Origin of the sequence: Brevundimonas sp. (assembly GCF_046293315.1) — a bacterium.
GTDB lineage: Bacteria > Pseudomonadota > Alphaproteobacteria > Caulobacterales > Caulobacteraceae > Brevundimonas.
In genome coordinates this window covers 336,402-348,162 of sequence record NZ_JBKBPF010000001.1, presented here as the reverse complement: position 1 = coordinate 348,162, position 11,761 = coordinate 336,402, and the positions used below count along the sequence as shown (strand labels likewise).

At 69.5% G+C, this 11,761-nt stretch carries 14 protein-coding genes; all 14 read right to left on the bottom strand.

Features of this window, described 5'->3' with window-relative positions:
* Nucleotides 1–6 precede the first annotated feature (6 nt).
* The 14 genes from tilS to ACK4SE_RS01590 all read right to left on the bottom strand — a co-directional run bounded on the left by tilS (nt 7) and on the right by ACK4SE_RS01590 (nt 11,761).
* Entirely contained in the window at nt 7–1,332 is a 1,326-nt protein-coding gene (gene tilS, locus ACK4SE_RS01655; RefSeq protein WP_409687885.1) for a tRNA lysidine(34) synthetase TilS, read from the bottom strand.
* A 44-nt stretch (nt 1,333–1,376) separates the two neighbouring features.
* The gene (locus ACK4SE_RS01650) at nt 1,377–2,261 is read right to left on the bottom strand and encodes a tol-pal system protein (protein ID WP_409687794.1); all 885 of its coding nucleotides are present in this window, start codon (nt 2,259–2,261) and stop codon (nt 1,377–1,379) included.
* Between the two features lie 119 nt (nt 2,262–2,380).
* A complete protein-coding gene (pal, locus tag ACK4SE_RS01645; RefSeq protein ID WP_409687791.1) occupies nt 2,381–2,941 on the bottom strand; it encodes a peptidoglycan-associated lipoprotein Pal in 561 nt (186 codons plus the stop codon).
* Between the two features lie 166 nt (nt 2,942–3,107).
* Nucleotides 3,108–4,475, bottom strand: a complete 1,368-nt coding sequence (gene tolB / locus ACK4SE_RS01640) for a Tol-Pal system beta propeller repeat protein TolB (RefSeq protein WP_409687788.1) — start codon at nt 4,473–4,475, stop codon at nt 3,108–3,110.
* 130 nt (nt 4,476–4,605) lie between these two features.
* A complete protein-coding gene (locus tag ACK4SE_RS01635; RefSeq protein WP_409687786.1) occupies nt 4,606–5,409 on the bottom strand; it encodes a hypothetical protein in 804 nt (267 codons plus the stop codon).
* Between the two features lie 3 nt (nt 5,410–5,412).
* Nucleotides 5,413–5,895 (bottom strand): ExbD/TolR family protein, encoded by a 483-nt coding sequence (locus ACK4SE_RS01630; protein ID WP_409687784.1) that lies wholly within the window; start codon nt 5,893–5,895, stop codon nt 5,413–5,415.
* Between the two features lie 3 nt (nt 5,896–5,898).
* A complete protein-coding gene (tolQ, locus tag ACK4SE_RS01625; protein WP_409687781.1) occupies nt 5,899–6,654 on the bottom strand; it encodes a protein TolQ in 756 nt (251 codons plus the stop codon).
* Nucleotides 6,655–6,847: 193 nt separating this feature from the next.
* Nucleotides 6,848–7,300, bottom strand: a complete 453-nt coding sequence (locus ACK4SE_RS01620) for a YbgC/FadM family acyl-CoA thioesterase (RefSeq protein ID WP_409687778.1) — start codon at nt 7,298–7,300, stop codon at nt 6,848–6,850.
* Nucleotides 7,297–8,136, bottom strand: coding sequence for an FtsW/RodA/SpoVE family cell cycle protein (locus ACK4SE_RS01615; protein ID WP_409687775.1), 840 nt, complete (start codon nt 8,134–8,136; stop codon nt 7,297–7,299). Before ACK4SE_RS01615 ends, ACK4SE_RS01620 begins: the two co-directional genes overlap by 4 nt.
* The gene (gene ruvB, locus ACK4SE_RS01610; RefSeq protein WP_409687772.1) at nt 8,133–9,176 is read right to left on the bottom strand and encodes a Holliday junction branch migration DNA helicase RuvB; all 1,044 of its coding nucleotides are present in this window, start codon (nt 9,174–9,176) and stop codon (nt 8,133–8,135) included. The genes ACK4SE_RS01615 and ruvB overlap by 4 nt, the downstream gene beginning before the upstream one ends.
* A gap of 25 nt (nt 9,177–9,201) precedes the next feature.
* Nucleotides 9,202–9,327, bottom strand: coding sequence for a hypothetical protein (locus ACK4SE_RS01605; RefSeq protein WP_409687769.1), 126 nt, complete (start codon nt 9,325–9,327; stop codon nt 9,202–9,204).
* A 60-nt stretch (nt 9,328–9,387) separates the two neighbouring features.
* A complete protein-coding gene (gene ruvA, locus ACK4SE_RS01600; protein ID WP_409687767.1) occupies nt 9,388–10,005 on the bottom strand; it encodes a Holliday junction branch migration protein RuvA in 618 nt (205 codons plus the stop codon).
* Entirely contained in the window at nt 10,002–10,502 is a 501-nt protein-coding gene (gene ruvC, locus ACK4SE_RS01595) for a crossover junction endodeoxyribonuclease RuvC (RefSeq protein ID WP_409687764.1), read from the bottom strand. The genes ruvA and ruvC overlap by 4 nt, the downstream gene beginning before the upstream one ends.
* A gap of 59 nt (nt 10,503–10,561) precedes the next feature.
* A complete protein-coding gene (locus tag ACK4SE_RS01590) occupies nt 10,562–11,761 on the bottom strand; it encodes a phosphoglycerate kinase (RefSeq protein WP_409687761.1) in 1,200 nt (399 codons plus the stop codon).

Below are 11,761 nucleotides of genomic sequence, written 5' to 3'. Positions count from 1 at the left end.
CGACGCTCAGCCGCCGCTACGGTTCAGAAATAGGTCAGCGGGCGGGGTTTCGCCACTTGAATGCGTCAACTGGTCCTCATGACCGATCCCGCCGACCGCGGCGATGAGGCGGCCTGCGACCAGACAGCGCGTCCCGGCGGCGCGCCATGCAAGAACCGGGTGGGGATCGTCGTCCCGGAACAGTACGGGCAGAGCGGGCCGCGCGGATGCGGGCAAACGCTTCACGATCGCCTGATCGGCAGGGACCAGAGACGCCATCCGCCCCTTGAGCGCCCCGGCGCGCCAGCCGGCCTCCCGGGCGGTGATCTCGAAGCGGCCGTCCCAGACCATCGGCTCATTCGGTGGCAGGAGGTCCTCGTGCAATCCGCCACGGCCGGGTTCACGTGTGATCAGAAGCGTGTCGCCGGACGTCTGGAGGCGCGCGCCGCTGAGGGTGGCGGTGACGTCGGCATCGGCAGCCAGGCGGGCATGCAGGGCGGCCAGGCGGGCGCCGCGCGGCGGGGTGCTTTGTCCAGACACGCTCAGCAGGGCGGCGGCGAGGATTCGGGCAGGGACGGCGCGCGGCAGGACGAGGACGCCGGACCAGCTATTCCCTCTCCCACCGGGAGAGGGCTGCGCGCAGCGGGATGCGAAGCAGCTCGCTTCTTCGCGCGCAGGGTGAGGGTTCGGTGTTTCCTGCTGAGGCAATGAACCCTCATCCCCCGCGCTCAGAACCGGATCGCTGTCGCGCTCCGGTGCGCGGGGCCCCCTTCTCCCATCGGGAGAAGGATTCAGCGCCCTGCGGGCCCGTGTGCGCAAAAAGCGGAGGTCGGCGTTACCAGGGTCTTCGAGCCATGGCGCTTTGCGGGCTGTGAGGACGGCTCGCAGCTCGGCGCGGGATGTGTGCAGCAGCGGCCGAAGCAGCATCACCCCCCGCCCCTGCGGCCAAACCGGCGACGGGGACCAGTCGCGCAAGGCGCCCAGCGTGGCGCCCTGCTCCCGCATCCAGTCGGATTCGGCAATGTCGTCGGCGGTGTGGGCCATCAGGATCACGTGGGCGCCGCCCGCACGCGCCGCTTCGGCCAGCAGGGCATGGCGGGCTTCGCGGGCGGCGGCCGGGAGGCCGGTGGGGGGCTTGGGGTCGTCCCAGCACAGGCCGCGCCAGTCCGCGCCGACAGATCGCGCGGCTTCACCCGCGAATGCGGTCCAGGCGGCGCTGTCGGGGTTCAGGCGATGATCGACGGTCAGGACCAGCAAGCGCCGCCCGCGCCCGGCGCACCAGTCGGCCGCCAGATACAGCAGAGCCATGGAGTCGCCGCCTCCGGACAGGGCCAGGGCGACGGGGTGATCCACGTCCAGAGACAGCCGCGCGTCCAGCGCGGCCGCGACGCTGTCGATCAGGCCGGGCACTCCGCCCGTTCCCGAATCTGGCGGGCGCGGTTGATGAGGGTGGTCGGCGCGCCTTCGCCGTAACGCTGGAAGAACTCACGCACGGCGGCGCAGGCCTGGGTGTTGCGGTCGGTGGCGTCGAGACCCGAAGCCAGCTTGATGGTGGCGTCGGGAGCCCAGGAGGTGCGCGGCCAACCGGACAGAGCCGAGGCGTAGGCCTGAACAGCGCCCGTCTGGTCGCCTGCTGCGGCGCGCAGGTCGCCAAGGCGGTAGTTGGCCTCGCGCGCCTGGGCCGCGTCCGGCCAGGTGATGACGAAGACTTCCAGAGCGCGCTGGGCCCGCACGTCCTGGGCATTGGCCAGGCGGATGGCGCGGTCGAAGTCCTGACGCGCGTCACCGGTGGGGGAATCGGCGACGATGGGGGCATTGGCCTCGGCCACCGCCTCCAGCTGACCTTCCAGCGCTGTAATGCGGGTGTTGGAATCGGTCAGCAGGCGACGCATGGCGGCGTTGTCGCGCTGGGCCTCGTCGTTGGCGAAGGTCAGGCGTTCTATGTCGCCGTTCATGCGCTGGACTGTGGCCTCGATGTCGGAGAGGCGGCGCTGCATGTCCGAAACCACGCCCTGGAGAATCACCACCTCGGGGTCCGTCTCGATGATAACCGGGACGCCTGCAGCGTTGCGCTGTGTCACGGCGCGTTCCAGCCGGCGCACATTGCGATCAAGCTGGTCGAGACGGCGCGGGGTCCACTCGACCGCTTGTTGCTGGGGCTGGGGTTGCTGCTGGGCGCGCGCCGGCGTCGCGGGCGCGGCGACCAGCACCAAGGCCATCACAGGCGCCAAGGCGGTTCCGGCGATCAGGGCGGAGACGGTGAACGGGCGAAGCTGGGTCATGCCTGCATAGGTTCCATCGGTTTGCGGCGGACGCAAGGCTATGCGCCGGACGGGCGAGAGGCGAAACGAAAAGGGGGACCGACGCGAACGCCGGTCCCCCCGTTTTCCATCAGGAGCGCTTACTGCGGCGCGCCGGAGACGATGGCGGTGTGGGCGTTGCGGTTCTCGGCCCAGGCCTGCTCGTTGGAACCTTGCGCGATCGGACGCTCCTTGCCGTAGGAGATGGTGTCGATGCGGTTGGCGGCGACGCCGCGGTTGACCAGATGGCTGCGCACGGCCTCGGCGCGGCGGGCGCCCAGGGCCAGGTTGTATTCGCGGGTGCCACGCTCGTCCGCGTTGCCCTCGATGCGAATACGCACGTTCGGATAACGGTTCAGCCACTGGGCCTGGGCGTCCAGGCGCGGCTGGGCGTCAGCGCGGACCGAATAGCTGTCCAGATCGAAATAGACGCGGTCGCCGATGTTCTGGCGGAAATCGCCGACCGAACCGGGGGCGGCGGCGCCGGGGATGGTTCCCGGGTTTACAGGGCCGGTGGGGGCGCCGGGCTGGCCGGGTTGCGCGGGTTGCGCGGGACCGGGCTCGGGCAGCGGCTCAGGCTGCTGGCGCGGAGCACAGGCAGCCATGGCGGCGACCATGACGCCGACGGCGGACAGGCGGATGAGCGAACGAGTGGATTGCATCAGGGACGTCTCCTTTTTCTCGGGCCGCGGCGGCGGCCGATTGAACCTTTGCCTTAGCCCACTAGCCTTGGCGTTTGTTTTGCGCCAGCGGCGGTAACGCATAGTTGAGCGAATGGGTCCCTGCGTCACATAACCGTGTCACGCCATGATGACATGCGCTGCACGATTATCCGGGACAGCTGTCCGAGGACTGGCCGACCCCCAGATTGGCGGGGGGCGGATCCAGCAGAGGCGACCAGGCGGGGTCGCCCGCCATGCCGGCATAGGACGCCTGACCCACCACGCGGCCGGTCACATCGACCGTCCACAGCCGCGAGCCGCCACCGGAAGCCTGGCGCGCGAACATGATGTAGCGGCCGTTGGGCGCCCAGGAGGGTCCTTCCTCGAAATAGCTGGAGGACAGGATGCGTTCTCCGCCGCCCGACGCGTCCATGACGCCGATGTGGAACCGCCCGCCCTGCTGCTTGGTGAAGGCGATAAGGTCGCCGCGCGGGCTCCAGGACGGGGCCGTGTAGGCGCCGCCGCCGCGCGAAATGGGCCGCTGGCCCGAGCCGTCGGTGCGCATGGTGTAGAGCCGCGCGGAGCCCGAGCGATCGGACACGAACACCAGCTGGTTGCCGTCCGGGCTGAACGAAGGCGAGGTGTCGATGCCGGGGTCGTTGGTCAGGCGGCGCGTCTGGCGGGTGCGCAGGTTCATGATGTGAACGTCGGTATTGCCGCCGACGCTGATGGAGAAGGCGATCTGGGTCCCGTCGGGCGAGAAGCGCGGCGCGAACACCTGTCCGGGGAACTCGCCGATGCTCTCGCGGCGGCCCGTCTGCAGGTTCATGATGTAGATGCGCGAATACGCCTCACCCAGCGCCATGTAGGTGATTTCGTTAGGGTTGTTCGAGAACCTGGGGGTCAGGATGATCTCTTCGCCGCCTGTCAGGAAGAACGGATTGAAGCCGTCCTGATCCATCACCGCCAAGCGGCTGAAGCGGTTCAGGCCCGTGCCGCTTTCGGAGACGAACACCACGCGGGTGTCGAAATAGCCCTGCTCGCCGGTCAGGCGCTGATAGACCACGTCCGACACCTTGTGGGCCAGGCGGCGCCAGTTGTCGGGGGTGGCGGTGAAGGCGAAGCCCACCAGCTGGCATTCGCGGTAGGGATCATAGAGACGGAATCCCACCTGCACCCGGCCGTCCGCCTGGGGCGTGGCCGAGCCGTACAGGACAGCCTGGGCACCGATGCGGGTCCACTGCGGGAAGTCAGGCTGGTTCGAAAGGCTGAGATTCTGCTGAATGAAGGCGTTCGGATCGATGGGATCGAAGAAGCCCGAGCGTTGAAGGTTGCTGGAGATGACCCCCGCGATTTCGGCGCCGTTGGGACCGCTGAACGGCGCCACCGCGATCTGGAGCGGACGAAGGACGCCCTGGGTGATCTCCACCTCCGGCGAGCCGGACTGGGCCATCACCGGCGTGACGGCCGCGGGCGCCAGGGCGATGGCGGCGACGCCGGCGATCAGCGCGTTGAGGCGTTTGTTCGGTCGCATGAGATGAAATCTCCCCAGCAGGCGTTGGTGGTCGTGGATGGCATGGCGCCGCAGCATTGCGGCGACTTTCAGGCTTGGCTCTGACCGCGCAAGTCACAAACGCGCGGGGCGTGGGGCGGCTCCCCTTCCCTCACCGGTTGGCGCAAGCCTGATCGGCGCGGAAGCGGAAATTGATCTCCTGGGTCTCGAAGCCGCTGGGCACATCGAAGGGCTCGGCGGCGCGGATGGCGCGCAGCATGGCTTCCGACGCGGTCTGCCAGGTAGCCCCGGCCCGACGCTCGGTCACTGTGGGACCCGCGCTGATGCGGCCGGTCGACGTGATGGTCACGCGCACCGGGATCGACAGATCCCGCATGCCGTCCACATCGCAGTTCAGGATCCAGTGCCGCGTCACCTGCCCGCCCAGATTGGCGATCTGGGAGCCCGTGGCGCGCGGAGCCTGACCCGAGCCGGACTGGCCGGTGGGGCGCTGGGCCTGCTGGCGCGGCGTGGGCTGGGACAGGGAATCAAGATCCAGACCCGGATCCGGCCGATTCTGGCTCGGCCGGGGCGTCGGCGTCGGACGGGCCTTTTCAGGCGGCGTCGGGCTGGGGCGCGGCGTGGGAGTCGGATTGGGCCGGGGCGTGGGGGCCTTTTCCGGCGGCGCCGGTTGAGGCGGCGCAGGCTGGGGCGGGGTGGGCTGGGGCGGCGTGGGCTCGACCTCCGGCAGGATCTCGGCCTCCAGATCGTCCACGGCGTCCTCGGCCTGCTCGATCAGTTCGTCAGAGGGATTGTCCGCAGGTGCGGCGGCGACCTGTTCGCTTGAGATGATGGAGACCGGCACCGAGGACACCATCGGCGGCGGCGCGCTGCGCGGCCATGGAAACAGGGCGAGCGCCACCACAGCCGCGTGCAACCCGACCGAGCCGATCGTGGCGATGCCGGGACGACGCATGGCTCAGCCTTCGCTTTCCACGGGAGTGGAAATCGCGCCGGTGGGGACGGTATCCGTCACGAGATTGATCTTGCTGAAGCCCGAAGCGGACAGACGGGCCATGACCCGGGCGACGGCCTCGTAGGACGCCGCGCCGTCCGCCCGCACGAAGATGGGGCGGTCCGTGACGCCTGCGCCGGCGATGGCGGCCACGCGCGGCCCGAGTTGATCGAGGGTCGCAGGATCCTGATCCACATAGATGGCCCCCGAGCGCTCCACCGAGACGCTGATGGGCTCGTTGTCGGTGGAGATGGACGTGGCGTCGGTGCGCGGCAGCTCCAGCGGCACGCCCACGGTCAGCAGGGGTGCCGAGATCATGAAGATGATCAGCAGCACCAGCATCACGTCCACCAGGGGCGTGACGTTGATCTCGCTGAGCGGACGCTTCTTGGCGCGGCGGCGGCCACGCACATGGCCGCTCGCGCCGGGACCGGACCCCAGGGCCATGGTTCAGCGTCCCCGGTTGAGGGTGAAGTCGGACGTCGGCGGCGGCGGCGGCGGCGCAACCGGCGCGCCGCCCAGCCGGCGGGCGACGGCGGCCTGCAGGTCGTCGGCGAAGCTCTCCAGACGCCCGGTGAACTTGCCCGCGTCGATGGAGAACTTGTTGTAGGCCATATAGGCCGGAATGGCGGCGGCCAGGCCCAGGGCGGTGGCGAACAGGGCCTCGGCGATGGCCGGGGCCACGGTGGTCAGATTGGTGTTGCCCAGGGCGGCGATGGCCGAGAAGGCGTTCATGATGCCCCACACCGTGCCGAACAGGCCGATGAACGGCGACGACGTTGCCACGACAGAGAGCACGCCCAGGCCCTCTTCGACCTTCTGGCTTTCGCGGGCGATGACGGAATCCAGACTGCGGTCGATGCGCGACACCAGCATGGCGCCCTGATGGTCGGTCAGGGCCTGACCGCGCGACGTGCGCCATTCGGTCATGGCCAGAACCAGCATGCGCGGCAGCGGATGGGTCGGGTTCGGCCCGGCCTGGTTGGCCATGTCCTCGAGCGAGCGGCCCGAGTTCAGGTCATTCTCGAAGGCGTTCGCCTGACGGTTCAGGGCGGCGAATTTGAACGCCTTGTCCAGGATCACGGCCCAGGACCACAAGGAGGCGACGAGCAAACCGATCATCACGATCTTCACGACCCAGTCGGCCATGAGGAAAAGCGCGATCGGATCGAGCATGGAGGCGGCGTGAGGGGCGGCTTCGACCATCTTTAAATCCCAGGGCGGCGCAGGCGGGCGGTTGGCTCCCGTCCCTTGCAAGGTTCAGGCCTATCCATCCGCACGAGGTGACGATTTCAAGGCGCAAGGGTTAACGGGAATCAGTGTTTCCGCCGATCTCTAGGGCGATGCGGGCGTGACGTCATTCATCGTCGGGGTCCGAAGCCCCCCGAACACGAAAATGTCAGACCGGATCGGGCTTCAACCAGGGCGTGACAGCGGCGATGAGCGTCGCAGGCGCACGGCGCGGCCGGCCGGTCAGGTCGATGACCGCGGCTTCAACCTCGGCCCGACACAGGACCTCCCCGCCCCGCTCGATGGTCTGGCGAATGGTCAGGCGGGGCCCGCGCAGGGTGTCATAGGTGGTGCGCACGATCAGGGCGTCATCGATACGCGCGGCCTTGAGGAACTGCAGGTCCAGGGACGTGATGACAAAGGCCAGCGGCGTCTCGCCCGCCAGCAAGTCGGCGTGCCCCACCCCCGCCAGCCGAAGAAAGTCGGACCGTCCCCGCTCGAGGTAGCGCACATAGTTGGCGTGATAGACGAAGCCGGTGAAATCGGTGTCCTCGTAATAGACGCGCACGGGCAGGATATGGTCGCGGCCCTCGAAGCGGCCGGCGGACGGGAGGTCGGTCATGGGGGCGGACTACTCCGGGTCGGGGCGCGCGCCAGGCCGAGGGCCATGAGCCATCCCACGACGAGCGAGGCGCCCAGGCCCACGACCGGCAGGGGATAGTTGCCGACCAGAGCCGCGCCCACAAGGCCCGCGTAAAAGGCTGCAAGGCCTAGGGCCGCCTGCCCGCCCCGCGCGAGCAGGACCAGTGGTGCGAGGACAAGGATGACGGCGAGCGTGGCCATCGCCCCGGTCCAGAGCCCGTGCCCCCAGGCGTTGGGCAAGACCTGCTCCACCCAGGCCACCGAGGGCAAGGCGTCGGGCCTCATCCACGCCCAGGCGGTCAGGATGAAAAGACCCACGGCCGCGCCCCACGCGTGAGCTTCGCCCCGGCGCGCGGAACGCGCCAGCGACGCCAGCCACGCCAGTGCGAGGCCGCTGAGCGCCGCAGCGTCAAACTGGAGCGCCAGAACGCCGCCCGTCGCGAGCACCAGCAGGCTTATCGCCCAACTGGACTGTCGCGCAGACAGCCAGATCACCAGCGGCAGCAGGACCATGGACGGCTGAACGCTGACAGGCCCGAGCGGCAACCAGCGTCTGGCGCCGGCCGATTCGGGACCGAACGCCAGAGGCGACGCGACGCCAATCAGGGAGACCAGTCCGATCACCACGACGGCTGCCCGCTGGGGCGGATGAGCGTGCGACAGCAGGAAAAACAGGATCGCGCCCAGGCACGCCCCCGCCGCCTGAACCATCAGTCCGGACGCCGGCGCCCCCAACTGATGCTGCACCGCCAGGCCGAGGCAAACGGCGACGCTCGCCACAATCGAGATCGTCCACCGGCCGCGCTCGAGGGTCATTTCCCGAACAGCCCGCCCTGTTCCGGCTGACCGTTTTCAGGTCTGGGCGGTTCGGTAAGGCCCAGATGGGCGTAGGCCTTGGCGCAGGCCATGCGGCCGCGCGGGGTGCGCTGGATGAAGCCCTGCTGCAGCAGATAAGGCTCGATCACGTCCTCCACCGCGTCACGGGCTTCGGCCAGGGCGGCGGCGAGAGTGTCCATGCCCACGGGACCGCCGCCGTAGTTCTCGATCAGGGCCTTCAGGAAGCGGCGATCCAGCGAATCCAGCCCCGCCTCGTCCACCTCCAGCCGCGCCAGGGCGCGGGCGGCGGCGAGGCGGTCGATGACGGGCGAGCCCTCGGCCTCGGCGAAGTCACGCACCCGGCGCAGAAGGCGGCCGGCCACCCGGGGGGTGCCGCGCGCGCGGCTGGCAATCTCCAGCGCGCCTTCGTCGTCGATGGGCGCGCCCATCTTGCGGGCCGCCCCGGTGATGACCCGGACCAGCTCGGCCGGCGTGTAGAACTCCAGCCGCAGCGGAATGCCGAACCGGTCCCGCAGGGGCGTGGCCAGCAGGCCGGCGCGGGTGGTGGCGCCGACCAGGGTGAAGGGCGCCAGATCGATGCGCACGCTGCGCGCAGAGGGCCCTTCGCCGATGATCAGGTCCAGCACATGATCCTCCATGGCGGGATAGAGGATCTCTTCCACCGCCGGGTTCAGGCGGTGGATCTCGTCGATGAACAGGACGTCGCGCGGCTCCAGATTCGTCAGGATCGCCGCCAGATCGCCCGCCTTGGCCAGGATAGGTCCCGAGGTTGCGCGGAAGCCGACGCCCAGCTCACGCGCGACGATCTGGGCCAGGGTTGTCTTGCCCAGTCCCGGTGGGCCGAACAACAGCACATGGTCCAGCGCCTCGGCCCGGCCCCGCGCGGCGTCGATAAAGACCTTCAGATTGCCCTTGGCCTGCTCCTGACCGACGAATTCGGCCAGGGTCTGGGGCCGCAGGGCGCGGTCATAGGCTTCGCCGGGGGCGGCGTCGGGAGCGACCAGTCTGTCATCGCTCATCGGACCGCTCCCGGGCGCGACCGGCCTACAGAGCCTTCAACAGCGCGTAGCCGACCACCATGGTGACCAGGCCGACGACGAAGACCAGGACGACTTGCACTTTCTTGTTCATTACCAGATCCATTTTGACGTTCCGGGGGGCGGTCGGCATAGGCCGCATCGCGCGCCCTGCTCAACCCCGAATTCCGGAAATCTGGGGAGCGTTGCGCCTTCACCGTCCCAGCTCCTGCAGGGCGGCGCGGATGACGGCGGAGAGATCGGCGTCGTCACCCAGCCTGATGATCGCGTGATCCACGGCGCGGCGGGCGTTGACCTCGGCCACGCCCAGACCCAGCAGGGCCGAGACCGCCTCGCCGGTGATGGAGGGGACAGGGGCCGACGGCGCACTGTGAACCCCGGACGCGGAAGGGGAGAAGGTCACGTCGCCCAGCGGCTTGCCCTTCAGCTCGGTGACGATGCGCAGGGCCAGCTTCGGCCCGACCCCGTTGGCGCGGGCGACGGCGGCCTTGTCCTCGCGGGCCACGGCGGCGGCCAGCTCTCCGGGGGGCAACACGTCCAGCACCGCCAGCGCCGCCTTGGGCCCCACGCCCTGGATGGCCAGAAGGGTGGTGAAGGCCCGCCGCTCGTCCCGGGTCAGGAAGCCGTACAGGCGCGGGCCGTTCTCCTGACTCCACTGGGTCTCCACGTGCAGGATGGCCTCGTCGCCGAGCGCGGGCAGGCGCTGCAAGGTCCGCGCGCCGCAGCTGGCTACGTAGCCAACCCCGCCGCAGTCGATCAGGCAGTCGTGCTCGCCGGTCTCGACCAGGGTCCCGCGCAGGCGCCCGATCATGCGGCCAGCGTCCGGACGCGGCGCAGGTGGGCGTGGGTGATGGCGACGGCCAGGGCGTCGGCGGCGTCGGCCTTCACGTCTCCGGCGGTGGGGAGCAGGCGGCGGATCATGAAGGCGATCTGGGCCTTGTCGGCATGACCCGCGCCCACCACGGCCTTCTTGATCTGGTTGGGGGCGTACTCGGCCACGGACAGGCCGCAGCGTGCCGGGCCCAGCATGACGGCGGCCCGGGCATGGCCCAGCTTCAGCGTCGACGACGGGTTCATGTTGACGAACACCTCCTCGATCGCCGCCTCGTCACAGCGGTGCTCGGCGCACAGGGCGCCGACGGACTCCAGCAGATGCAGCAGCCGTTCAGAGAAAGGCGCGGTCTCGGGCGGCGCCACCACGCCGTGGGCCACCCACGACAGGCGCGCGCCCTCGCAGGCGATGACGCCCCATCCGGTGCGTCGCAGGCCGGGGTCCAGGCCGAGGACTCGAATCGCGCTGTTCGTCATTCGTTCCAGTCATGCCCCAAAGAGGGTTAGCGAACAATGACCGGCTCAGCGGGAAAGATTCAGGCCTTGAGCGCCTCGACGCCCGGGAGGGGCTTGCCCTCCATCCATTCCAGGAATGCGCCGCCGGCGGTGGAGACGAAGGTCATGTCGTCCACAACCTCCGCGTGGTTCAGGGCCGACACTGTGTCGCCGCCGCCCGCGACGGCGGTGATCTTTCCAGCCCTGGCCAGGTCGGCGGCGTGGCGCGCGGCCTCCACCGTGGCCTTGTCGAACGGCGGCACCTCGAACACGCCCAGCGGACCGTTCCAGATCAGGGTCTTCGACAGGTCCATGGCGCGCTTGAGCCGCGCGACCGTCTCGGGCCCGGCGTCCAGGATCAGGTCGTCGGCGGCGATGCGGTCCAGCGCGCGGACGCCGGACTCCACCCCCGGCTTGACGGTCTTGGCCACCACCACGTCCACGGGCAGCAGCAGTTCGCAGCCCTGACGGCGGGCTTCCTCGATGATCTCGCGGGCGGTGTCGGCCATATCTTTTTCGCAAAGCGAGCCGCCCACATCCACGCCCTGCGCATGCAGGAATGTGTTGGCCATGCCGCCGCCGATGGCCAGATGGTCCAGCTGGGCCACCAGATTCTTGAGCAGGTCCAGCTTGGACGAGACCTTGGCCCCGCCGACGATGCCCAGCACCGGCTTGACCGGGGTTCCCAGCGCCTTGTCCAGCGCGTCCAGCTCCCGGCGCATGGACTCGCCGGGGTAGGCGGGCAGCAACCGGGCCAGACCTTCGGTGGAGGCGTGGGCGCGGTGCGCGGCCGAGAAGGCGTCGTTGACGTAGATATCGCCCAGCTTCGCCAGTTCGGCGGCGAAGGCGGGATCGTTGGCCTCCTCGCCCCCGTGGAAGCGCACGTTCTCCAGCAGGGCCACGCCGCCGGGGGCCAGGTCGTCGGCGATCACCGCGCGGGGCGCGTCGCCGATGCAGTCCTCGGCGAACCAGACCGGGGCGCTGAGCAGCAGCTCCAGCGGTTCCACCACCGGCCTCAGGCTCATCTCGGGATTCGGCTGTCCCCTGGGCCGCCCGAAGTGCGCCATCAGCACCACCTTGGCGCCCCGATCCCGCAGCGCATTGATGGTGGGCAGGGCGGCGCGCAGGCGGGTGTCATCGCTGACCTTGCCGCCCTCCATGGGCACGTTGAAGTCCACGCGGACCAGAGCAGTCTGGCCGGACAGGTCGGTGAGGTCGGAGAGGGTGCGGAAGGAGGTCAT